The sequence below is a fragment of the Psychrobacter cibarius genome (assembly GCA_030686115.1).
Lineage (GTDB): Bacteria > Pseudomonadota > Gammaproteobacteria > Pseudomonadales > Moraxellaceae > Psychrobacter > Psychrobacter cibarius_C.
In genome coordinates, this window is the sequence record CP131612.1 from 614,941 (window position 1) to 641,046 (window position 26,106).

The window sequence follows — 26,106 nt, forward strand, 5'->3', positions numbered from 1 at the left end:
TAAAATATAAAACCGTTAATCACCTAAAATCATTCAAAAGGTTACTCATTAAAGTTAGCCTAACGGATTTTATGTATTAATAGGGAGAAAAATTTGTAGCACCTTGTAGAGGTTTGGCTGAGACTTCCTCGCTCACATAGTTTTGCGTTTAGGGTCAAGCAGGCGATTGATCGCCCAAAGACTGATGCGAGCACTGACCAGTGTCAGCACCAATATCATCACCAGCGATGAGACCAATGGCAATGGTTGCTGGACGGCCATCTCTAGTAGGACTTCGCGATTTACCGCATCAAACAACCAAAACCATATGGCTAAGAAGTAGATGACAGTCAGTAGCCAGACCACCGCGACGCCGCCAAACATTAAGCGATTGATTTCACCGCTATTCAATGCGCGCTGCTGATGTTTGACAAATTTACGAACCGCGATATAAGCCCCGATAATGATAGACAATACCGTTACCAGTTGCGAATTCACAGCAAGCTTGGTTTGAATCATCATAAATATTGCGCTGGCAAGCGTATAGCCAATCGCGAAATAGCCTACATATTGAGCCAATTTAGGCTGCGCTGACTCATGATTCTTCGGTAGCGGCTCGCCACCTGAATGAGTCTTGGATTTATTGAGATTGGTTGTCTTGCGTGACATAAGTGAACCTTTATAAAGGTGGAAAATAGGATGTGGAAAACACTTAATGCTGCGCCGTCCAATCAAGCATCGCATCTAGCACGGGTCTTGCTGTATAAGCGTTATGTGCTTGCTCACTATTGATGAGTCCAACCACGACATAATCCTGTCCTGATAATCCTTTGACATAGCCTGCCATCGAGGTGACGTTGTTTAAGGTACCTGTTTTTATCCACGCCCGACCAATGGCTGCTGATTCTGGTAGGCGTTCACTATGAGCGGTAATGGTGCCACTAACGCCAGCGATACCTAACGAGTTGACGTAAGCGTTAAAACTTGGATGGCTATAAGCATAAGTTAATAGCTCGCTTAGGTTGGCAGCTGTGATGGTACAGTCGCGGCAGAGTCCTGAACCATTGGTCAAATGGGGCGGCGGTGTGCTTAGATTGGTCTGCCACCATTGATTAATAGTTTGTAATGCGACAGGATAGCTCGTCGCAGTCGGCGTGCCAAATTGATACAAGCTATGTGAACCATTAATAGCTTTATCGAGTGTTTTATTATCAACTTTGTCATAAACACCAATCGATAACGCCACTTGCTCAGTCATCACATTGTTTGAAAAGTGATTGATATCGTAAATCTGCTGCGTCAAATTCAATGATGGGTAGCTGACAATAGGCAGCGGTGATATAGGAAGTGCTGCCAGACCATGCGTTGATTTGGTGCTTTTCATTTTAGTGTAGGGCGCTTCTTGAGTGATGACATGACCACTCAGCGTATTGCCTAGCTCTTGCCATTTTTCGGCAATAACGCGTGCTGCAAAATCTTTGGCATCAGGATAAGCCACATAAAAAGCATGCTCTTGGCAGCTGTTTGGCAACTGAGTATTTAACACCAATTGTTTTGTTTGCCACTCGGGTGCGAGACTATAACGCGCTTGTCCACAGGCTGCTGAACGCGTATTTATGATGCTGGGCAAAGCATAATTTGCTAATTTTGGTGTATAAGTCAGATTTGCTTGGTCATCGTTTAACGGATAGCTTTTGATACCGATGGTACTAAAATTCACCAAAAAACCATCGGGACTGGCGTTATAAGGACGCAGTGGCGAATTGTCAAAGGCGGCAGGGTCTTTACTAACATTTTTAAAGACGCCGCTGTCAACAATAATATCACCGTCGATATGACGGATACCGGACGACTGTACTTTATAAAGGAGCTGTTTTAAACGCTCGTGGGTCATTTTTGGATCGCCGCTGCCTTGAATAATCAAATCGCCATGCAGACGGTCACCGATGACAAGGCCTGTATGATAGACACGGGTATGCCAAACAAAATCAGCGCCTAGGGTGTCTAAAGCAATAAAGCTGGGAACGAGTTTCATGGTGCTGGCAGGCGTGCGAGCGACATCAGATTGATGGTTCAGCAACGGCGAAAATGAAATTTTTATGGAGGCGTTATCAGTACTGATGTCATCAGTTTTATCGTTATTAGCATTGTTGTTAATGACAGCTGTTTTTGCCTTGTCACCCAATATCGTGGGGATGCTCTCTAAGCTTTGATAAGTGTAAGGATCATCGGTGTAAGCATGCAGTTTTTTCTCATGCTTTTCAATGGTACGCTGCTCAATAGTAATCAGCGTACTTTGTTGGCGCAAATGGTTATTACTGGTTTTGTCATTATTATTTTGCGTGGCTTTTTGAGAATTACTTTTTATATCAGCATTTATATTGGCAGTCGGTTTTGGCTGAAGAGCAGTGGGTTTAGATGAGCGGTGTGTGCTGCTATCAATAACCTGAATGGGAGCGGGCAGGTGACTGGCATTTTTATCACCGACTGGTGTGACGATAATACTAATATCAGCCTCTGTTAAATCGGCTCGTGATAATGCTGCTTCGATGGCTTTTGGTAGTGCTGCTTGTGCATGGATTGGCAATAGTGTCGCCGTTGCTAATAACGCCATGATAGGTACGTATTTAGCAGGCGGCTTCGACGGTCGCAGATAACGACAGAAAGGAAATAATTTGGCAGTAAAAGCAGAGGAATGACGGAGTTTAGAGGTGGGTCGCATGAGCATCTTTCATCAGGTGGCAAAAACAGCCTATGGTAACATGAGTTGCCGTTTTCGCGTAGATGGCAGGTGTAGATGAAAACCTGTTTTTATCTGAATTTTTAAAATACGCACACACGCTAGCGCACATGTAAAAATGCCATGGCGGTCATGATGGCATCGTTGTAAGCATCGTGAGCGCCTAGATCGGGTATATTATAATGCGCTAAAATATTGGTCAGATGCTGCGCTTGGCTAGATAGCCCTTGGGTTTGACCACTCATGCGCCGACTATATAAATGGCGCAAATCGATGACTTCGTTGGGCAGTGCTGTGCCCATATAGCGTTTGACCAGAGGGTTTAAAAACGCTGTGTCTAAACTCGTACAAAACCCCACAATTGGGCGATTACCTATAAATGGCAACAACAGCGCCAGCATCTCATCGTAGCTCATACCATGCTCAACGTCGGCAGTACGTAGACCGTGAATCACAATGGTGTCACGGTCTGGCATCACAGGTGGTCTGCATACGATATGCATACCATTGCCAGTGTCGATTGTATTGTCATTGATATGAATCGCGGCGACAGACAATAAATGGTGATTTTTTGGATTGAGTCCCGTCATTTCACAGTCAATCGCTACCCACTGCTTAGCCACAGGTTTGGTAAACATCGATGCCAATTCTGGGCGCTGTAGCTGCGTTTTTTGCCAAGCGCAGGATAACTGTGTTAGCCAACTCATAGTTGTCGCTCATCCATTTATGCGATTGTTGTACTTATGCGAGTTCTAATTGATAATGCTGACGTAGCTGATTTTTAAAGCTTTTAACAACGGCCAAACACTCTTTTAATAAGTCGCGCTCAAGCGCGGTCAAGGTCATTGGGTTTACTTGCCGCGCATGTTTATCATCGGTTGATAGAGCGACTGATAGGCGCTGTGCCATAAAAAACTCCAAGGCTTCTAGTAAAGTATCTGCGCGCTCTTGGGTCAAGGCGCGCGCTTGTACCAAAGCTTTAAGACGATTTTTACTACTGGGCAGCTCTAAGATATCGTTTTCTAATGCCAAGGTACGAATGCCATGAACCAGTGGAAAGATACCGGCTTTCTTTAGATCAATGTCTTCTGACCCGGATTTACCACCAAGCAGAGGCACGAACTTTTGCCACCACTGATTGACATCACCGAACTGTAACGCGGCACGCGCGAACTGGCGTACAAACATAGGGTCTGACTGCCTGTGGGCAACCTTTAAATGTTGACGCACCTGAGTCAATAATGACTCATCTCCGCAGACATATTCGCCATCGAGTATGGCGGACAAATAAATACCATGCATGGGATCCGTATTTCTAAACCATAAACCAATCTGGGCATTAAACTGTTTTAGCGGCTGTCGCCACATAGGGTTGGTCATCATGATATTACCATCGCACAGTGGATAACCGAGGTCTGCTAAATGCTGATTAAAAGTATCCGCAAATTCTGGCAGATCAGGGTGAGTATAGCCGTCACGTAAGATGAGCGCATTGTCTTGGTCAGTACGCATGATTTGCTCACCGCGCCCCTCGGAGCCCATCACGATCAGGCAGGTATTTGTCATGACCTCATCAGGCACGATAAGTTGCCAGAGCTTAGTAAATACCTGTGCATTCAAGGTCTGTACCATGCGGCTGATATTACCGATTTTGACACCGTTTTGATGTTGGGCGCGAATGTAACGACCGATAAGCTCGACGGCAGTATCTAAGCTCGATAAGTCTTTTGCTTGCTCGATTTGGATACTAATGAGCTGTGAATGATGACCAATATGCGCAAGCATATCGCTTTGTCCCAATATACCGACGACATCTCCATTTTGATCAATCACTGGTAGCCGATGGATACGATAGCGGGTCATGGTCAATAATGCATCGCCAATCTCATCACCGGCTTTGATGGTACGCAAGTTGAAATTAGCATAGCGCTGGCAGGGGGTAGTGGCTGGATCTTGCTGGTCACTCACGGCGCGGCAAATATCGGTATCGGTCAAAATACCCAATAGATGACCAGTACCATATTGCACCTCGCCCTCGTTTTTTAGGTGGTTTAAGGGTTGCACCAGTACATGTTTTAGCCCCGCTTTCGTCATGATAGACGCGGCTTCGTACAAGCTGTTATTGGCGTTGACGATATGGACTGGCAATAGATTGACGTCAATGACGGGCTGCAACATGATTTGCTGCACTTCTTGTTGGTCATTGTAGCTAGCAGAGACTATGGATTTATTATTGCGGCGCTGCTGTAATGCCTTTAGCCGTTCGGGCAATTTGTCTGACAGCATTTGGCGCACTAGATGATTTTGGGCGCTGATTTTATCGACTGCGCTACCAGCGACTTGGAGCAACAAGGTATCCTCAGCGGCTCGAAACTGATAGGTCTGCAGGGCTTTAGTATTAAGGCTATTTTCAGTCAATGATTCAGGCAGACGACGGCTGTCGAACCAGTCGTTATTATTGAGATGGTCGGAGTGATTACTACCCAAGTAAGAGGCAACAAACTCACCATCAAGCAATTGCTCAATCTGCCCTTTAATGACCACATACAGATATTGCAACTCTTCGGCAGTTAGATTCTCATTTTTGGCAAGGTAGCGGATTTGGGTATTTTTTCTGATGCTTTGACGTTCAGCCAGACTCAATACGTCAAAGGGCGGCTGGGTAAAATCAAGATGGGGCATGGCATCATCCTTGATGGCATATTTGGTAAAAGATAATCGATGATAAAAGACACTTTACTATAGCATTATTAAAGCAAAAAACCTCTAATAACCACAGTAATATTGTGGCTATTAGAGGTTGCTGTTTTTTTTGAAAATTTTACGTATAAAGCGACTGCTTATGCGCCTAGTAATTTTCGAATACGGTTTATCGCTTCGCGGCTCTCATCAACACTAGCAACGAGCGCAATGCGCACATAGCCTTGCCCAGGGTTTTTGCCATCAATATCACGTGACAGATAGCGCCCTGCTAGTGCGTGAATATTGGCCTGCTCGTACAGTGCTTTGACAAACCGCTCATCATCCCCATCGAACGGCTCAGGGACTTTTATCCAAAAGTAAAATCCAGCCTCAGGCATTCTTAACTCTAGTAGTTCACCAAGCTCAGACATCCACAAGGCAAACTTTTCTTGATACAGAGCGCGATTGTGTGCCACATGCTTTTCATCTTGCCATGCAGCGATCGAGGCGAGCTGATGTGGTATCGGCATCGCACAGCCTTGATAGGTACGATATTGCAGATAAGCTTGCAAAATATTGGCATCACCTGCCACAAACCCTGAGCGCAAACCAGGCAGATTTGAACGCTTAGATAAAGAGTGAAAGACAATACAGTTTTTGAAATCATGACGACCGAGGGCAGCGCAGGCTTGCAATAGTCCAATCGGTGCCGTATCAAAATACAGCTCGCTATAGCACTCGTCACTGGCAATAATAAAATCGTACTGATCTGACAGACGAATGAGATATTCCCAATCCTCCATCGTCATGACCGAGCCCGTCGGATTGTTAGGACTACAAACAAACAGCAACTGCGTGCGCGCCCAAACATCTTTTGGTACGGCGCGATAGTTACCTTTAAAGTCATCGTCCAGTGTGCAAGGCACAAAATAAGGCTCGGCTTGCGCCAGTATCGCTGCACCCTCATATATTTGGTAAAAAGGGTTGGGCATGACTATTGTAGGAGCAGTCATAGGAGAAACGGCAGATAATGGGTCAGAGACAGACAGCGGACTACTCTCTGTATCGCTTACGTTATGATCCACGACTGCTTGTACCAGACTAAAAATAGCCTCGCGTGTGCCCACTACTGGTAATACTTGCGTATTGGCATCGACATGGTTCAAAAAGAAGCGTTTTTCTAGCCAATGCGCGATGGTTTGGCGCAGCTCAAACATGCCATTAGTCGTTGGATAACGACTTATTTTGTCCAAATTTTCACGTAGTACGTCCAGCACGAACGCTGGTGGCTCATGTTTTGGTTCACCAATACCGAGCTTGATTTCACTGTAGTCATGGGCTGGCACACTGTTAGCAAGCAATGTTGCCATCTTTGCAAAAGGGTAAGGATGCAGGTACGTTAAGTTGTGATTCATAAGTAGGGTAACTATAATAGACAATTAATAATAAAGTGATAAAGAAAAATTACATTTAAGCAGTGTAGCACTTCTCTTATTTTTTGTCTTTTACTTCTCATGCTCAAGCTGCTTAGCTATTTAACCATAAATTATAATAACTAATGAAGCCGTCACAGATTTAAAAATCCTAAAAAAAGCTTATCAATTGATAACTTATAACAATACAAAAAACTGCTGTCAGCCCTAATGATAGATTATGGTGAGGATAATTTGATATGCCTAGTATCTCAAAAACTAATGATCTTAACGCGACAGACATTCAAGATGAAAATTTTGATGATGCGCAACAGCGAACCAAATTGTACGAATTATTAAAACAGCGGGAGCAAAGCTGGTGGCAAGCTCGCCAGCAATTAATTAGCCATAAAGAACGGAAAATGTTTTGGTACGGTGAAAACAGCTTGATGATGTGGTTACTGTGGCAACTGGTCAGTTATGTGATCATTGCGATGGTGCTGATGTTGCTTAGCAATCAGCTCGGTATTTTACTGCCCTTATGGCAATATATTGCCTTATTTGTTTTACAGACAGTGATTTTTGTGGCCATGCTCGCGTCCAAAAGTCGAATGGCAGACAGCTTACAACGTAAAATCGATAAAGATGAGTTGATGCGTGAAGAGGCACTGAATGAGATGATTATCTTAGCAGAGGACAGCCTTTATCCCGATGTGCATGCCAAATCGCCTATTTCTCTAAGACAAATCTATGTGTGTTTTGGCAGAGATTTTCATTTAGCAAGTTTACATTGTTTGCTGCAAAAAGAGGTCAACGCTGGGCGCTTAATACTGACGCAAAAACAGATTGAAGCAGAGATTCTGCCACCAGATCTTGCGGATGATGAGCTCAATGAGCACGCTAGCGAAATGATATATAAAAGCACCTTATAAAAGGTGCTTTTGGTATTAACGGGTTAAAAAATACAAAGCATGCCATCAATGAATGGATGATACACGCTGAGTATTTATCTTAGACTTATCTTGTAAGCCCATTTGTTCAATCACATTTGCTGTAAGCAGCAGGCTGCTCTCTTTGCATACTGAGACTGGCCATCAAGGCGGATCGTAGTGCGTCAAGTCTAGCAGCAGATAGCGGTTCATCATTTTGATCGCTGATATAAAACATATCTTCTGCACGTTCGCCCAAAGTGGTGATACGCGCCGCATGCACCTCAATTTTCTCCTGCAAAAATACCTGTCCTACTCTTGCCAATAGTCCCGGCTGATCAAGGGTTTCTAAGCTCATAATATGCTGATCAGAAGCCTCATTAAACTCAAAATTAATCACCGTGGTCACTTCAAAATGTCTAAGCTGACGCGGTATGCGCTTATTGGTAAGTTTCAGTAGTGTCGGGTCTTTAAAGGCATTGATTAGGCGTTGTTTGAGCTCTTGTTGACTGTCCTCATCGACCAATAATGTGCCACTGGGATCAAGCAGTACATAGGAGTCCAAAGCAAAATCGCGGGTAGCAGTAATGATACGGGCGTCTAAAACATCCAAGTTCATTTGATCAAATACAGCCATGGTGACTGCAAACAGGTTCGTCTGATCTTGGGTATAAACAAAGACCTGTACCGCATCAAGGGCCAACTCACGATGCTCACGTAATACCACCAATGGCGGGCTATCTGCATTAGAAGCAAGACCAATCGGCGGATGGTTCAAAATGGCTTCGGTATGCCATAAGATGTCTTCAGGAATTTCTCTCAAGAAATATTCATCACCCAAATCATCCCATAGCCTCAAGACTTCATCACGATTCATGTGTTGATTGTTGACACTATCGAGCATCGTTAAGGCTTGGGTTCGTGTCGCACTGATCATATCTTGGCGGTTAGTAGGTGCATCGATATCAGCGCGCAAAATGCGCCGAGTTTGTGAGTATAACTGTTTCATTAATGTGGCACGCCAGCTGTTCCACAACTGTGGATTGGTCGCATTCATATCCGCAACAGTGAGCACATATAAATGATTGAGGTGGGTGACATTACCGACTAAATTGGCAAAAATAGTGACCACTTCTGGATCTGAGATGTCTTTTTTCTGAGCAGTCATTGACATCAATAAATGATAGCGAGTGAGCCAACCGACCAAGTTGGCATCTGCCAGACTCATACCATGCGCCAAACAAAATTCAGTCGACTCGGTTTGACCCAGCTCACTATGGTTGCCACCGCGACCTTTGGCAATATCATGGAACATGGCGGCCAGTACCAAGATTTCCTTACGCTCGATACGTTGAAAGATAGAGCTGACCAGTGGAAAATCTTCATAAAACCGTGGGTCGGTAAAGCGATGTAAAATCCGAATCAAAAATAAGGTATGCGCATCAACCGTGTAACGGTGAAATAAATCATATTGCATCAGACCGGTCACTTGGGCGAACGCAGGGATGTAGCTGCCTAAGACGCCATAGCGATTCATGGCACGCAGGCGATGAAACAGATAATTCTGCTCTTTTAAATTGGCTAAGAAGAGCGCTTGGTGAGCGGGATTATCACGGTAGATTTGATCGATGCCACGCGCGGCGATTTTTAGCGCACGCAACGTATGAGTACGCACGTTTTTGATACCGTATTGACCCATCAGTAAAAACATCTCTAGGATAGAGTCAGGATGCTGGGCAAAAACCCGATGATGCGCCATGGCGATTTGGTCACCAACTTGGTTAAAGCGGGCATTGATTGGCTGCTTTTTTGGACGCTCATCATCAGGTAACTGCGGCTCTATAATCGTCTCGTAGTAGTGATTGGTCAGCATCTCAGACAGCGTCGATATCTGCATGGCACAGCGGTAATAGTCGCGCATAAAACGCTCTACGGCGGCATTTGGCTGATCGTCTGGCTGCGTCTCATAACCCATCAACTGGGCAATTTCACGCTGATAATCAAACAGCAGCTTGTTTTCATTGCGACCAGTCAACACATGCAGATAATGACGTATTTGCCATAAATAACCTTCTGCAAAGTTCAGCTCATCGAACTCTTTTTCAGTCAAAAAGTTTTGTTGTACTAAATCATACAGCTTACCCACTCGAAAATAGCGTTTGGTTACCCAGCCGATGATATGAATGTCGCGTAGACCACCAGGGGCGGTTTTTATATTGGGTTCAAGGTTGTACTCGGTGGCATTGTGCTGTAAGTATCGCGCTTTAGCTTCTGCGATTTTTACTTCAAAAAACTCACGCGGCGACCACTGTTTATTGACAATTTGAACGGGTACATCCTGTAAAGCCTCATTACCAATTAATAGCCGAGCTTCTAGCTGGGCACTGGCAATGGTATGATCGAGCGACGCCTCTAAAGCATCATTGACACTACGTACCGAGAGAGCAGGCTCTAATCCTATGTCCCACAATAGCGCCACCAACCGATCTATTTTCCCACTGGCATCAGCGCCAATCTCATCAGGGGAGAGCAATAAAATGTCGATGTCTGAATAAAGCGACAGCTCGCCACGACCATAACCGCCTGTGGCAAATAAAGCCAAATCTGTCTTATCCAGCTCAAACCAGTTGAACAAGGCAATCAGCAATTCGTCAATCGCACCAGAGCGTGCCGCGACCAATTGACGAATATTGACACCGCGCTCAAGTGCACGGTTCATATCCTGATTAATTTGAGTCAACCAGTGAGGAATACCCAGTAGCGACTTTTCAGTGACAGGAGTGTCCGCTAGCAGTGACGCGTTTGTCGCTATATCCTTTGATAATAGAGGTAAAGGTGTCAGATCGATAGAAGCGACATCACAAGTAAACATGAGTGTTATCCCGTTAAGAGTTTTAAAATAAAACGTTTCAGCTGAAAAGCGTAGAATCAACAGTGTGCTGGTAGCTGACAAAAGCCACAAATATAAGTTACCAATATAAGTTATTAAGTCATCAGAGTATAAAGATAAAAAGTGGGTGAGCGCAATAATCAATATGACCTAATTATTGGCCAAAAAAAAGACCGCCTAGGCGATCTTTTTGATATTACTGGGTCAAAAAACTCAAATCTTCTTCAGGGCGAGTGGTAAACACCTCACAGCCGTTATCGGTCACGACCATCGTATGCTCCCACTGTGCTGACAGCTTACGGTCTTTAGTAATTGCCGTCCATTCATCAGGCAAAATCTTGGTTTGCCATGTACCTTGGTTAATCATCGGCTCGATGGTAAAGGTCATGCCTGTTTTTAGCTCAAAGCCTGTGCCTTTTTTGCCATAGTGCATGACTTGTGGCTCATGGTGAAACTCATTACTAATGCCGTGACCACAGAACTCGCGAACGATACTGAAACGTTCAGGCTCGACCACTGCTTGGATAGCAGCACCGACATCACCTAGACGCGCACCGTTTTTGACGACACTCATACCAGCATATAGGGCGTCTTGTGCCACTTTGCAGATACGCTGTGCCATGATAGAGCCGTTACCAACGATCCACATTTTTGAGGTATCGCCATAGTAGCCATCTTTTATCACGGTCACATCGATATTGATGATATCGCCATCTTTGAGTAGCTTGTTTTCGGCTGGAATACCATGACAAACCACATGGTTAATCGAGGTGCAAATTGATTTTGGGAAGCCATTGTAGTTAAGCGGTGCAGGAATAGCCTGTTGCACATTAACGATATAGTCATGGGCGATTTGGTTAAGTGCCTCGGTACTGATGCCAACTCGAACGTGCTCATCGAGCATGACAAGGACATCACTGGCAAGTTTACCGGCCACGCGCATTTTTTCTATGGCTTCTGGGGACTGGATAAGGGATTTTTTAGTCATCATTATATTACTTATAGTTATGGAATTAATGGCTTGAATTATAACATAAATGAAGACGCCGCTGTTTTACGTTAAGTGATAGTGAACCTATCATTATTATTGATAATAATTGCTTTACAGCGAAGTAGGGGCAGTTGTGACCCTCTAGTCACGATAATATATTCATATTTTGACAATTTAGTTGAATGTTACAGAAGATATAAGTAATGTAATTTTGCATGCTAAAGGAATTAGCAGCAATCTTTGCCGATATTATGAGGTAAAGATAATCAAAATTAATGATAACAAGGACGTTATTATGACGCTAAAATCTTCTCTAGCTTCGGCTTTCACGCCCAGCGCATTTCTCCCCTCACTTGGTGTTATCGGTGCCGGTGTACTTTTAATGGCTTTACAAACCACCTCGGCCCAAGCTGCTGGTCAATACTATAATTGTGCCAATTCAACCGGATGCAAGCTGGTCAGCAACAAATACTGGACGTCAAATCATACTGATACAAAATATCCAATTGTTATGGCACATGGTCTTGGCGGCTTCACTAATTTGTTTGGGATTATCGACTACTTCAATGGCATTCCTCAAGAGTTGATGAAAGGCGGCTCAGAGGTATATACCACCAAAACGTCAGCCGTCAATAACAGTGAGATTCGCGGAGAGCAACTGCTGCAACAAGTCAAAACCATCACTGCCATTTCAGGTGAGCCTAAAGTCAATTTATTTGGACACAGTCAAGGCGGTATAGATATCCGCTATGTCGCTGGCGTCGCGCCAAAATATGTCGCATCAGTCACGGCAGTCTCAAGCCCAGAACAAGGGTCAAAAACGGCAGATTTTGTCAAAAACACCCTTGAGCCAAACAACACCACAGGTAATCCATCCAATGTCACAACACAGCTAGTATCAGGCGTGTTCAATTTGATTGGTGGCTTTACAGACGTTGGCTCAGGTATCAGTTTTAAAGAGATACAAGAGCAAGATGGCTGGCAAGCGCTCGTGGCTCTATCAACCGATGGTGCTGCTAAGTTCAATGCCAAATTTCCCGCGGCAATGCCAAAAAATTATTGTGGTCAGCCGACCAGTACTGCCGTCAATGGTATCAAATACTATTCGTTCAGCGGGGTTGGGCAAATAACGAGCGCACTGGATCCTAGTGATTATTTATTAGCAGCAACGAGCGTGCCGTTTGCAGGCGAGTCTAATGATGGGTTGGTGTCTGCTTGCTCAAGTCGTCTTGGTTATGTGATTCGGGATAATTATAGAATGAACCATTTGGATTCAGCCGATCAAGTATTGGGTCTAACGGCATGGGGCGATTCTGAACCAAAATCCATCTACCGTACTCAGGTCAATCGTCTTAAAAACGCTAACTTTTAATAATGTAAGCTTTTAATAACATACGCTTTCAAAAACATAAGCCTTTAAGCTGACTTATAAAAAGAACCCTCATCTATGTCGAATAATCGCCGCCCAGCCTATCTACCAATAGTTATAATCGCCGTGGTTAGCATAGCCATAACGGCGGCGGTGATTATGTGGTTCAAACCTGATAATACATGTATGGCTACAGCGCAACCAGTATCCAATGCTCTCGCTAGTGAGGCTGATGCTACTCTATCAAATGCGCTAGATAATGGCCAACTACTGCAAACAACTACTGCAAACCAAAACCAGTCATCATTTGTTACTGGATTGGAGCGTTTGCCGCGCTCATTACAAGGCACGCAAATTGACGGCGAAATCATCATTGATGAAAATAAGCAGTTAGTCGTCACTGAAGGTCTACGGCGTTTATTCGATTATTTTTTGTCGGCGCTGGGTGAAGAAGATGAAGCGGTTATTTATGCCCGTGTCGAAAGCTATATTCGTCACCACACGCCAGAGCCTGCCGCTAGTCAAGCGGTCGCTATATTTGACCAATATATTACCTATCTTAAAGCCATTCCTGAAATAGAACAACGTTACGGTAATCTGCAATTACAAGCGGCAAAAAGCGGTGAGCTGGATCTAAATGTCGTCGCTCAGCAAAAGCAAGATGTAGCCAAGTTGCGTCAGCAGTATTTTACTAAAGAAACCATTACCGCCTTCTTTGGTGCAGAAGAGGAGTATGATGATTATAGTATGGAGATGGTCAGAATTAACCAAAACCAGCAGCTAAACGATGTACAAAAAGAGGCAGCGCGGCAGAACTACATTAGCCGTATGCCAGATAATGCGCTCAAAGCCGGTATCACCCAGCAAGCCAACCTGAACGAGCTGATGAATCGCACAAAACAGATGCAAGCAAAAGGGGCAACGGCTCAGGAATTGTATAACATGCGTCGTGATCTGGTAGGTGCTCCAGCCGCCGCACGCCTCGCGCAAGTCGATGCAGAAGATGCTAACTTTGCTCAACGTTTCGACCAATATCAAGCTCAAAAACAGCGCTTATTAAGTCAAAGTGCAGATAAAACGCAAGCACAAACCCAAATCAATCAAATCGAACAGCAGCTATTTAGTGAGGCTGAACGCAAACGTTTGGTAGGCTATGCTGCTTTGCAACAACAGAACAGCGCCAATCTAGAGTAATGCCTAACATAAATAAGTAAAACGATAATTTTAACGAGAAATTGTCGGTTTTTAGGGTGTATTCGAGAAGTTATATAAAAAGTGTTAGCAGTTAATGTACTGTCTAACAATAGAGGTTAGCAAAAAGACTATAGAGCGCAACAAATAACAGGGTAATCATACACTCAATCTATAATGACAGTTAAGCTGCAGTTGTGCATAATGACCGCATTATTGAGAGTAATGAATAAAGCAGTAAATTAATCATAATAAAAACGAATGTTTAGGATAAGAGCTATTTTTTATTCTAAAAAAACCACTAGAGGAGTTTATATGAAAAACATGACTAAAATGATGATGGCAGCGACACTTGCGGTAGGTACATTGGCTGCTGGTTGCCAAACCACCCCTAGCGTAACAGCGCCAGTGACTCAACCAATTACTTCTAATACGCTACAAGCATATGATTGGCAGCTCGTTGACGCCAAACGCAGCAATGGCGACAAAGTTAGCCAGTTGTTCTTTGATCCAGCGAAGCCATTGACGCTAAAGTTCTTCAAAGATAGTGGCAGTGACCGTGTGACCTTTATGAACACCTGTAATAACATGGGCGCTGACTACAAGGTTGTGAATGGCAATGTCGTATTAGGCAACGTTTTATCTACTATGATGGCATGCCCTGAGCCACAAGCAAGTTTTGATACTGCGACTTTAGCGACCGTGCAAGGTAAATATAGCATCAGTAAAAATGCCAATAACACGCCTATCTTGACCATTACCAATAGTAATCAAGTTGCCCATTTCAAAGCCGTTTCTAAATAATTCAATCATTATAGATGGTTTTTAAATAGTATTTGCTAAAAGCTTTTTTTTATAAAAGTCAGATGTAGTTTTAAAAATGCCTCACTATCTAGTGGGGTATTTTTTTGTCCAAAATTTGGCATGGTTTACGCTACACTGTCATTTGCTATTAAGTAAAGTCTTTAGGCTAGGATATTTTAATGCACTCAATCTTTTAGCCTTGATTGTCAAGATTCTCAGTACGCAATAATCAATACTTTATTGGACGTTATTTTATGTCAAAAATGCTTGTATCAAAATCATCCGTCAATATAAGAACGATAAGTAATATCACCGCACTAACGACTTTTATTCTGTTGACGGGGTGTCAGACCTTGCCTAGTACGATGTCTAAAACGATGCAAGCACCTGCTAATAATATGAGTGCGAGCAATCCACTAACGGCACGAATGTCAGCGATAGATCGGCAAGGGCGCATTGCCTATGTCGAGGAGCAAGGAATCGGAGCTGCAAAGATATCGACGCTTTATAGCATTCGTCCTGATGGTAGTGATCGTCAGTTAATCGATCAGCTTAATGGTTATATTTATGCGCCAGCCTGGTCAGCTGATGGGCAACTGCTGGCATATAGTAAACAAGCGCCGCGCCAGCATCCTAAGATTTATATCTATGATCGCAAAAGCAACATCCGCAACCTTGTGGTAAATGCTGAAGGCAGCAATATGTCAGCGTCGTTCTCACCTGATGGGCAAAAACTCCTATATAGCTCAACTGTCGGCGGCAATTCTGATATCTATGAGATACGTCTGAGTGACGGTAATACCAAACAGTTGACTACGTTACCGAGCACGGAAGTACAGCCAAGTTATGCCTCTGATGGCAAAAGCTTTGTCTATACCAGTGATAAAGTCCGCGCTGGACGCCCACGTATCTATCGCTATAACTTCGAGACTGCTAGTGCCACGCCTGTGCCAACAAGTGGCTATGTCGCCAGTCCGCAACTGAGCTTGGACGGTCAGCGTATGGCATATCTCAATGGTCGTAAGGCTGCGGTGATGACGCTGAGTACTGGGCAAATCACCAATCTAGCAGAGACGGGACTTGATGAACCAGCACGTCTGTCACCATCTGCACAGTATGCTGTCTATCCGACAAAGCTTTCACAAGTGGGCGGTCAAAATGGCGGCAGCTTGGTCATTCACTCATTATCTGGTAATACAAGTTATGCCATTGGCAGTAAGGTGGGCGGAGTCGTGCGCTCTCCAATATGGGGACGTTAAAGGCAAAATCTATGTATTATGTAATGGAATGTATATATAATCCTTGATAAAGCAACATAAGTTGATTTAAAAAATGTAAACTTGGCAGCATTAATTCGAGTGAGCATCATCCACATAATACCAATTTGCATAACCAAGTCATTGAGCTAATAGATTGGGTGAGCAAAAGGAGAATACGCGCAATGCAAGAAGCTTTTTTAGTCTTTATCACTAAAATCAGTTTATATCCCACGATTATTTTTACAGGGCTTGTGATGTTCGTCACTTTATATTGGATTGTGTCTTTACTCGGCATGGCAGATATGGATAGCGTAGACCTTGGTGAGTCAGGCGGTGATGCTGATGTCTCTACCTTATCATCGACTGGTTTTTTTACCGGTCTCATGCTCAAATTTGGTCTTTACGGTGTCCCTTTAATCATCATACTAAGCTTAATTAGCTTGATCGGTTGGTTGCTTAGCTATTTATATACCAGCTTTTTACACCAATATTTCGATTCTGGCGTTCTGTATTATTTATTCGGTACAGGGGCGCTCATTTTCGTATTGGTCGTCTCTATGTGGTTGACAGGTATTATTATTTCGCCGATTCGCAAAAATATCGCTAAAATTCCCAAACGTAATTCGTCTAATAATGTGGGTAAGATCGCTGTTGTGCGTACCCTTAGTGTCACAGATAAACATGGCGAAGCAGAGCTAAATGATGGCGGTGCAGGATTGATACTCAAAATTCGTTCAGACACCAATGATGGTTTGCTAAAACAAGGCGATAGAGTGATGTTGATAGAGTATTTAGACGAAGCCAATACCTACCGAGTTGCTGTCGTCGAAGATAAAAAAATATTGTAAAAGTATGAATAAAATTATGCATTTTTAGAAATAGTACGAATCGTTTTAAATTTGGTTATAGTCGGTTCAATGTAGTTCAGATATCAGAATGGTGCGTGACAGTGCTATAAAGCGCACATGTTATAAAAGGTGCTGTAAATCGTAGAATTAGCAGGCTTGATAGCGTATCTGATTTATATTGAATGGATTATGGAATGTTTTAATTAAAGGAATGGATATGGACACACTCATTATCGTCGGCGTGGTTGTAGTGCTGGCGTTTGTTTTTATGATGGTCGCACTATTGATGCTCAAGGCCTTTTACTTTAAGGTCGAGCAGGGCAAAGCACTCATTATTAACGGTGTGAGTAAAATTGCCGTACGTTTTGATGGTGGTTTTGTTTGGCCAGTCATCAACAAAAAAGAATTGATGCGCATATCGCTCATCACGTTAGAAGTGGACAGACGCGGTAAAGAAGGTTTGATTTGCGCAGACAACATGCGTGCTGATATCACCGTGGCATTTTATTTACGCGTCAATGAAACCGAAGAAGATGTGCTAAAAGTCGCCAAATCGGTTGGGGTTGAGCGTGCATCAGATAAAGTCGCTGTCAACGAGCTATTTAATGCCAAGTTCTCAGAAGCCTTAAAAACAGTTGGTAAGCAGATTGATTTCGTCAAATTGTTTGAAAATCGCAGCGAGTTTCGTGACAGCATCGTTCAAGAAATCGGTAACGATCTGAACGGCTATGTCTTAGAAGATGTGGCGATTGATTACTTAGAACAAACGCCAAAATCTTCATTAGACTCAAGTAATATCTTAGATGCTGAAGGTATCAAAAAGATTACTCAGTTAACGGCTTTTCAGAACGTTATCACCAACGAGCTTGAGCGTGATGAAGAACTGGCTGTTAAGAAAAAGAATGTCGAAACCAGAGAGGCAATGCTAGAGCTAGAGCGTCAGCAAGCTGATGCCGAAGCCAAACAGCAACGTGAAATCTCGTCAGTGATTGCACGCGAGACTGCTGAAACTCGTAAGATTGAAGAAGAAGAGCGTAAAAAGTCTGAAACGGCTGTTATCTCGGTTGAGCAGGATTTGGCCATTCAACGTGAGAATCAGCAGCGTGAAATCGAAGTGGCAGGGCAAAATCGTCTGCGTGCGGTCGTCATCGAAGAAGAAAAAGTAACACGTGCCCGTGATTTAGAGATTGTCTCTCGTGAGCGTGAAGTTGATCTGCAACGTATCGAAGCTGAACGTGCGATTGAGCTTGAGAAAAAAGAAATCGCCAACGTCATTCGTGAGCGTATCGCAGTGGACAAAACCGTTGCGCAAGAAGAAGAGCGTATCAAAGAAGTCCGCGAAATTAGCGAAGCTCAGCGTTCTAAGCAAACGCGCGTCCTAGCAGCAGAAGCCGATGCGGAAGAAATCAAAGTACGTCAGGTGAAAAAAGCCGAAGCAGAAGAGCTGTCAGCCAAGCACAAAGCTGTCGAAATCACCACGCTTGCCGCTGCTAATCTTGAAGCATCTGCCAAAGATGCAGAAGCCAAAATTAAAATGGCCGAAGGTATCAAGGCAGAAGAGTCGGCACATGGCTTCGCTGAAGCAGCTATCCAAGAAGTCAAAGCCGCTTCTTTGGAAAAAGAAGGCATTGCAAAAGCCAATGTTATTAAAGCGACCGGACAAGCTGAAGCACAATCAGATCGTGAAAAAGGCATGGCAGATGCTGAGGTTATCGCGGCTCGTGGCGAGTCTAAGGCAAAAGCTGAACGTGATATCGGTATGGTTGATGCAGAAATCATCGCCGCTCGCGGTGAATCTACCGCCAGAGCTGAGCGTGAAAAAGGCATGGCAGATGCTCAAGTCATCGCGGCTCGCGGTGAGTCAAATGCCAAAGCAGAACGTGAAGTTGGATTGGCAAAAGCCGAAGTTACTCGTGCACATTTCCAAGCCGAAGCAGATGGTCTGGTCGAGAAATTCAATGCCATGGGTAGCATGAGCAAAGAGGCACGTGAGCACGAAGAGTTCCGTATGAGTCTTGAGACGGCCTTGCAAGAAGCGCTTGCCTCGATTGACGCTGGTAAAGAAATTGCGAAAGAAAATGCTGAAGTATTGGCTGTTGCGTTACAGAAAGCCAAAATCGATATTGTTGGCGGCGAAGCGCATTTCTTTGACAACTTTGCCAAATCACTGTCTATCGGTAAAGCCATTGATGGCCTAGCGGGTAAGTCGGACACATTGAGCGGTATCATCAATGGTGTTATGGCCAGTCAAGCCATGAAATCAAACCAGAAAAATGATGATAAAACGACTTATTAGTAAGGTCTAAATGTCTAGGGCGAGTCCTCAATTCAATCGATAGTTATCTAAATAGGTTAAAAATGGCTAAATCTTGCCAAACAGCGTCAAATAGCTGACTAATATCTCGATATTATCTGCGCTATTTTCCTTGTTTGACTGCAATTTATCTCATTTTTATCACCATTTTTAAAATGAGGACACGCCCTAGCCTTAATGAGCAAATATTAGTGAGTAAGTTTTTATCTAACAGTATGAATGAGTAATATTTTCTAAAATAAATAATCTGTCGTGTAGGCGGCAGATTTTTTTGGCTAACTCAGGGTGATTCAGAACGACGAATCATGATGAGTTGGCTAATCTAAAAAAATAGCAGTGACCACTCGTTTTTTTAGATTAGCCAAGTGCCTCTTTATCAAATGCCTTAATATTTCCTTATTTTCTCTATTGCCCAAAATTCTCTTATTAAGTAAAAACAGAAACGGACGAGTAACGATGGCGGACACGCAAAACTCAACAAATTCAGAAAGCAACGATAACGCTAATCAAGCCAACCAAACCGATCAGGCAGTTGCTTCAGGCAATGCTTATGAGCTCATCAAAAAACGTCTGACGGAACAAGGCGGTCGTTTAGAGACGCAAACGCAGATGCTAAATAATGCGCGTCTCGAAGAGTTCGGCAGCACCCAAATGCAAGTCATCGCCCGTACCCGTATTCGTACTGAGTACAACTGTGTGGCACAAGACATGGTGCAGGTCGGTGATTATCTGCTGTTTGGCTATAACGTTTTTATGGGGCTTAAACGCGCGAGCAATATTAAGGATGTATTGTCGCTATACCGTCTGAACGAGCCAGTTGGTAATGAAGAAGAGTATCAGCTCGAAGAGGTTGACCTAAAAGGCACTTTTTTGGCTCAAGACGCCTTTGTCCAAGACTTCAATGAGCTGTATCGATATTACAAGCAAACGCGCCTGATTCAAATAACGGTTAAAGACAGCAAATTGCTATTGGCGTTTCAGATTGGCGAGCGCATCACCGATATTCGAGTGTTCCGTTTTGCGTTAGATTTTAGCCAAGGCACACCAGAGTCGGCGCAAGTCGCTTATGTGGACAATCGAGGCGAGCGTGACATTGAACTGCCGCCTGCTTATGATTTTGACTGGATTGATACCACCCGCGATCAAATGGTGAATGGTAAGTATCCGCATATGAATATCTTAGATACGATATTTGTGGAAACGGTCGGTGGCGATTTGACCATCAAGATTGAGGATAATACGCAGTCAGGTCAGGGTATTTATAGTGAACCGGTCAATGACCGCACCCAGTCGCTAACGGATGCTGAGATTGCGTATGCCAAAGTCGGTAGTCTAATATTGCTTAAGATATTGCCCTATCGTGAAGAGGACTACCGTTATTTCGTATATAACACTTTAACCGAAGCGGTGCTGCGATTGGATGCGATTGGTCAATCATGTGTCCAGCTACCAGAAGACCACGGTATCATGTTTCCGGGTGGTTATTATCTACAGACGGGTGAGTATAAGCTGTTTGAGGCCAATAACGTTGGCGCTACTGACTTACGGTTTAAGCGTAAAATTGTATCGCCGAATGGTGAAGATGTTCTATTCTTATTTTACGACAGAGACTTGGGCGTTACGGGGCTGTTTCCTTATAACTTGATTAAAAAGCAATTGGCGAACCCTATTTATTGCAACGGTACGGCCTTGGCTGAGAATGGCCGCTTGGTGCTGTTTAGTGACCAAAGCGAGCCGTCTCGTATTCATCCGATGCAGATATGGCATACGCCTTATGCCTCACACGAGTATGTGAGCGAGCTGCCAGAGAGCACGAGTTTTTATGGCAAAATCGGTAATAAAGAGCTAGTGCGTGGTATCTCAGATCTTTATAGCATTACCCGCCTCATTGACAATCAAAGCGTGTCGCAGAAGCTCTATGAAGAGCTTACCAATAATACCAGCCGACTCTTCGACAGCTATTATTGGTTATCTGAGCCTGAGCTGAGTGAAGTCGCCAGTAGTATTAAAGAAGTGACGGCCACGGCTGAGCTGGTGATTGATGAGTTCGCCAAAGTACAAAGTATCCAAAAGCAAACCCAAACTGCGCTAGCCGATGCTGATACGCAGCAAAGTGAGATTTTACGGCAGATACGCGTCACTAGCTTTGAGTCTGCCAGTGATTATGTCGATCAGTTGTCAGCGTTAAGACGCCAAAAAGGTCGCTTGGTCAGTTTGGAAGAGTTGCGTTATTTAAATGCTGATAAGCTACAAGCATTGCAGACACAGTTAGAAGAAGCCGAAAGCGAGCTGGCTGAAAAGACCGTGCTGTTTTTGAGTGGTGAAGAGGCACTATCAAGTTACGAAGGCATATTGGTCGATGTCAGTGAGCGTTTAAATACCGCTGAAACCAATGCCGAGCTAAAACCAGTACTGGAAAAAATCGATGAAACAGCGCAAGGGTTAGATTTATTAACCGAGTTACTAGGCACATTAGATGTGGCCGATGCCACAGTGCGTACGCAAATTATCGATGATATATCGACTATCTATGCGAGCCTAAATCAGAGCAAAGCCAAACTCAATCATAAGCGCAAAAATCTAGGCTCAGCGGAGGCCGTTGCACAATTTGGTGCGCAGTTTAAGCTATTTGGGCAATCGATTGCCAATGCGTTATCTATTGCCAATACCCCTGAGAAATCAGATGAGCAAATGGCTAAGCTGTTGGTGCAGCTAGAAGAGTTGGAGAGTCAGTTCGCTGATCCAGAGACCAACAGCGGCGATCAGTTTTTAGCCGACATCATCAGCAAGCGTGAAGAGATTTACGAGACCTTTGAAAACCATAAGCAGCAATTGCTCGATGCTCGCAACCGTAAAGCGCAAAACTTAGGTGATGGCGCGCTGCGGATGCTTGAGAGTATTAAAAAACGCACGCAAAGCACTGGCGTCACAGGCTTTACAGAAGAGGAAGCGCTAAATACGTATTTTGCGGCTGATGGTCTGGTGCAAAAAGTCCGTAACATCGCAAAAGAGCTGCAAGCGATGGGCTTTAGCGTCAAAGCCGATGACATCGATGCCCGCCTAAAAGCCATTCAAATCGAAAGCTATAAGAGTCTAAAAGATAAGTCGGACTTGTTTGAAGATGGTGGTCAAATCATCAAACTGGGTAAGCACCGCTTTTCAGTCAATACTCAGCCATTGGATTTGACCTTATTGAGCCGTCAACAGTCAGATGGCAAGCGCGTGCTGAATCTACATTTAACGGGTACAGATTATTATGAAGTGCTTAATAATACTGAGCTAAACGCCTTGCGCCCGTACTGGGACATGAATATTGCCTCCGAGTCTGACAAGGTGTACCGCGCCGAGTACTTGGCCTATAGCATTATTGAAAGTGCTAAGAACAGCCAAGATGGACTGACCGAAACGCGACTATATCAAGCATACGATGCGACTATCATTACCCTAGATGTTAATGGCGATATTGATAATGACAGCCCGTTGTCCAAACTGGTCAAAGCTTACGCCACCCCTCGTTATCAGCTTGGGTATGACAAGGGTATTCATGACCATGATGCCACGCTGTTATTGATGCAAATATTGCCGACGTTGCGTGAGGCAGGGCTACTGATTTATACCCCGCAAGTACGAGCGTTGGCGCAATTATTCTATTGGCAGCTAAATATCGTACAAGCACTGGGCTTAAACAGCTTGCGCCAATTTGGTTATGACGCTTGGTTAAATGAATCCGTGCTGACGCGCGCAAATAACTGGATAGATAGAGCCGCTACCGCCGAGCAACTGCGCCGTGCATTGGGCAGCGATACGGCCAAATCTTTGCTGGTTGAAGACATGAGCCAAGTAATGCTTCACTTTGTTATGGCTCATAATGATGACAGTATTGGCATTAATAGTGGCGCTGGCAAGCAGTCCACATCTAAGTCAGGTTTAGAATCAGATTCAAATACCAGTGATGTTCATAATGCCAATATTTTTAAATCAAGCTACGTTCAGCTTGCTAGTGAATATTTGGTGAGCGTCATAGGACAGTCAGCTGAATCGAACACTGGCGCATATAACACAATAAACTGGCAAACCAGCCAACAAGCACAGCAGTTGTGTGAGCAGCTAAGCCAAACGTTGAATAGTGCTTCAGGCAGCACGCAAAATACGGCCAGTTTTAACCAACTACAGTCTTCAATAGGCAAACTTGGCTTTCAACCCAAATCAGCCTATGAGTTACTAGCCACATGGTTCCATGCACTACTTGATAAGACTTATGGTGGTACTGAGTCGGCTGATGGCACGGATGAGGCAGGCGAGGCACTCAGTGAAGAGCAGCTTGCCGAGATTGAAACACAAAACGCGCTACGCAAACAACAGCTAGAAAGTGGCCGTCATTATGTGCCTGAAGCCATTGCTGTCTTGCTTACCCAGTTAAATGATGCTCAGCGTGAAGCCTTGGTGCAACGATTGATTGATTCAGGTGCTAGCTTTGATAAAGGATTGGGTAGTAAAAAAATGGACAATCAAGGCGCAAATGCCACACCATCGGCTTTGTCATTTTCCTCAATTACCTCGTCAACGCCTTCATTGACCAGTATTAACAACCCGCTCAACCAAGTACAAAGCTTTGAGCGTAGCACGGGTAAGGTATCGCTTGAAATACAGATTAATAACTTGCTAGGTGAGCATGCACGTATTCATCAGCAGATCTTAACCTTTGCCGTTGATGATTTCTTAAATCGTCTGCATCATCATGATACCCAAGTTATCCCTGCCTATAGACGTTATCTGGCCATGCGCTCAGAGATATTGCATGACTCAAAAGAGACGTTGCGACTGGACGAGTTTATGCCGCGTCCATTGTCTTCATTTGTACGTAACCGTCTGATTAACGAGAGCTACCTGCCGCTTATCGGTGATAACCTCGCTAAACAGATGGGTACGGTCGGTGAAGATAAGCGTACCGATTTGATGGGTATTCTCATGATGATATCGCCACCAGGGTATGGTAAAACGACTTTGATGGAGTACGTCGCAAATCGTCTCGGCCTTATCTTTATGAAGATTAACTGTCCGTCACTCGGTCATGACGTCACCTCATTAGATCCCGAAAAAGCACCCAATGCTACCGCCCGAGAAGAGCTGAATAAAATCAACTTAGCTTTTGAGATGGGCAATAATGTCATGCTTTATCTCGATGATATTCAGCATACGCATGCGGAATTTTTACAGAAATTTATCTCACTCGGTGATGGTACGCGCCGTATCGATGGTGTTTGGCAAGGTAAAACGAAAACCTATGACATGCGTGGCAAAAAGTTCTGCGTGGTCATGGCAGGTAACCCATATACCGAGAGCGGCGAAGCCTTTAAAGTGCCAGACATGCTCGCCAACCGTGCCGATATCTACAACTTAGGCGATATCATGAGCGGCATGGAAGAAGTGTTTGCGCTCAGTTATATCGAGAACTCGCTGACTTCTAACACCGTTCTTGCGCCACTGGCCAACCGCGACCTAGCGGATGTTCATCGTCTCATCAAAATGGCGAAAGCGGATAATGCAAACCTTGCCCAAGCCCAAAGCAGCGAGCTGACGTATCCGTATAGCACCTCAGAGATTAATGAGATTGTCGCCATCTTGCGTCATATGTTTACGGTGCAAGAAGTCATTTTGGACGTCAACCAAGCCTATATTGCCTCCGCCTCGCAAGATGATAAGTACCGCATTGAGCCGATATTTAAGCTGCAAGGCAGTTATCGTAATATGAATAAAATGACCGAAAAGCTGTCGGCGGTCATGAATAAGAGTGAGCTGAATCAGCTGATAGATGACCACTATCTGGGCGAGTCGCAGCTATTGACCCAAGGCGCAGAGAGTAATCTGCTCAAGCTTGGCGAGATACGAGGTGTGTTGACCGAAGCAGAAATGCAGCGTTGGGTGCAAATCAAAGCTGATTTCTTACGTAACAAAGCCATGGGCGGAGAAGACGGTGATACGGGCGCGCGTATCGTTGCTCAGTTAGTTGATTTGGCCAGTGGCTTCAATGCCATCAGTAGCCAGTTTGAGACATACTTAACGAAAAATGATCCTGAACAAATCGCTCGATTACGAGAAGCAGGACAACAAGCGCAACTCGATGCCCAGCTAAACAGCCAATTAGAAGCACAGAAAATCCTTGCCGATAGCGTCGTTAATAATGCCAAAGTCGTCAGCGATAGCATCGATAACGGCTTTGAAAAAAGTCTGAATCAGCTGATGCAAATATACAAGCATGATCACAACGCTGAGAAGGCAGAAGGAGAATATCTCAAGCAAAACCAATATGCACAAAAGCAGCTCATGGTGCAGCTAGTCAACGCTGTTGAACAACTGGCGCAAAAAATGGCGGATAGCGTGGTTAGCAATAATGATAATCAAGCAGCAGATAGTGATATCTCTGATATTCATCAGCAGACCGCATTGATGGCAACTGCCCTCAAGCAAGCGCTAGAGCCATTAACGATGCGTATGGATGAGAAGCTAGCGATTGATACCAGTACCGATCAATCTGGCAAGCTAATCGTAAATAGTCTAAATAGACTCAATAAAATCTTTGACGATTATGATTAATCACTACTGATTAATAGCTGACGATTAACAACTAATGATTGATTATTAACGCTTATGAGCAATGCTGATGATTAGCACTTATGAATAGCACTATAAATAGGGCT

Annotated in this window: 15 protein-coding genes; 8 read left to right on the forward strand and 7 right to left on the reverse strand. The window is 44.1% G+C overall.

All coding sequences use genetic code 11. The annotated features are described in order from the left end of the window. Nucleotides 1-132 precede the first annotated feature (132 nt). From Q6344_02585 to dapC, 5 genes are all read right to left on the reverse strand, one after another. The gene (locus tag Q6344_02585) at nt 133-648 is read right to left on the reverse strand and encodes an ABZJ_00895 family protein (GenBank protein ID WLG14255.1); all 516 of its coding nucleotides are present in this window, start codon (nt 646-648) and stop codon (nt 133-135) included. A gap of 43 nt (nt 649-691) precedes the next feature. Further along, nucleotides 692-2,701 carry a D-alanyl-D-alanine carboxypeptidase/D-alanyl-D-alanine-endopeptidase gene (gene dacB, locus Q6344_02590; GenBank protein ID WLG14256.1) on the reverse strand — a complete coding sequence of 670 codons (2,010 nt, stop codon included), beginning with the start codon at nt 2,699-2,701 and terminating at the stop codon, nt 692-694. Between the two features lie 119 nt (nt 2,702-2,820). Then, entirely contained in the window at nt 2,821-3,426 is a 606-nt protein-coding gene (locus Q6344_02595; GenBank protein WLG14257.1) for a 3'-5' exonuclease, read from the reverse strand. Between the two features lie 34 nt (nt 3,427-3,460). Further along, nucleotides 3,461-5,401, reverse strand: coding sequence for a DUF294 nucleotidyltransferase-like domain-containing protein (locus Q6344_02600; GenBank protein WLG14258.1), 1,941 nt, complete (start codon nt 5,399-5,401; stop codon nt 3,461-3,463). A gap of 158 nt (nt 5,402-5,559) precedes the next feature. Then, on the reverse strand, nt 5,560-6,816 hold the full coding sequence (gene dapC / locus Q6344_02605; protein ID WLG14259.1) for a succinyldiaminopimelate transaminase: 1,257 nt from the start codon (nt 6,814-6,816) through the stop codon (nt 5,560-5,562). A gap of 257 nt (nt 6,817-7,073) precedes the next feature. Here dapC and Q6344_02610 point away from each other — a divergent pair, with 257 nt between their 5' ends. Further along, entirely contained in the window at nt 7,074-7,745 is a 672-nt protein-coding gene (locus Q6344_02610; protein ID WLG14260.1) for a hypothetical protein, read from the forward strand. Between the two features lie 106 nt (nt 7,746-7,851). On the opposite strand, the gene glnD is transcribed toward Q6344_02610, so the two are convergent. Both glnD and map read right to left on the reverse strand, forming a co-directional pair. Beyond that, on the reverse strand, nt 7,852-10,614 hold the full coding sequence (glnD, locus tag Q6344_02615; protein ID WLG14261.1) for a [protein-PII] uridylyltransferase: 2,763 nt from the start codon (nt 10,612-10,614) through the stop codon (nt 7,852-7,854). A gap of 214 nt (nt 10,615-10,828) precedes the next feature. Then, nucleotides 10,829-11,623: a type I methionyl aminopeptidase gene (gene map / locus Q6344_02620; GenBank protein ID WLG14262.1), complete on the reverse strand. Its 795-nt coding sequence runs from the start codon at nt 11,621-11,623 to the stop codon at nt 10,829-10,831. Between the two features lie 295 nt (nt 11,624-11,918). On the opposite strand from map, the gene Q6344_02625 reads away from it, so the two are divergent. The 7 genes from Q6344_02625 (at nt 11,919) to Q6344_02655 (ending at nt 26,002) form a co-directional block, all read left to right on the forward strand. Then, the gene (locus tag Q6344_02625) at nt 11,919-12,995 is read left to right on the forward strand and encodes a triacylglycerol lipase (protein ID WLG14263.1); all 1,077 of its coding nucleotides are present in this window, start codon (nt 11,919-11,921) and stop codon (nt 12,993-12,995) included. 75 nt (nt 12,996-13,070) lie between these two features. Further along, complete coding sequence (locus Q6344_02630) at nt 13,071-14,186, forward strand: lipase secretion chaperone (protein WLG14264.1); 1,116 nt, start codon at nt 13,071-13,073, stop codon at nt 14,184-14,186. A gap of 312 nt (nt 14,187-14,498) precedes the next feature. After that, the gene (locus tag Q6344_02635) at nt 14,499-14,987 is read left to right on the forward strand and encodes an META domain-containing protein (protein WLG14265.1); all 489 of its coding nucleotides are present in this window, start codon (nt 14,499-14,501) and stop codon (nt 14,985-14,987) included. Nucleotides 14,988-15,241: 254 nt separating this feature from the next. Then, complete coding sequence (locus tag Q6344_02640; protein ID WLG14266.1) at nt 15,242-16,246, forward strand: Xaa-Pro aminopeptidase; 1,005 nt, start codon at nt 15,242-15,244, stop codon at nt 16,244-16,246. A 182-nt stretch (nt 16,247-16,428) separates the two neighbouring features. Continuing rightward, on the forward strand, nt 16,429-17,094 hold the full coding sequence (locus tag Q6344_02645; GenBank protein ID WLG14267.1) for a hypothetical protein: 666 nt from the start codon (nt 16,429-16,431) through the stop codon (nt 17,092-17,094). Between the two features lie 217 nt (nt 17,095-17,311). Continuing rightward, the gene (locus Q6344_02650) at nt 17,312-19,390 is read left to right on the forward strand and encodes a hypothetical protein (GenBank protein ID WLG14268.1); all 2,079 of its coding nucleotides are present in this window, start codon (nt 17,312-17,314) and stop codon (nt 19,388-19,390) included. A gap of 474 nt (nt 19,391-19,864) precedes the next feature. Next, nucleotides 19,865-26,002 (forward strand): DNA repair ATPase, encoded by a 6,138-nt coding sequence (locus tag Q6344_02655; GenBank protein ID WLG14269.1) that lies wholly within the window; start codon nt 19,865-19,867, stop codon nt 26,000-26,002. Nucleotides 26,003-26,106: the final 104 nt, after the last annotated feature.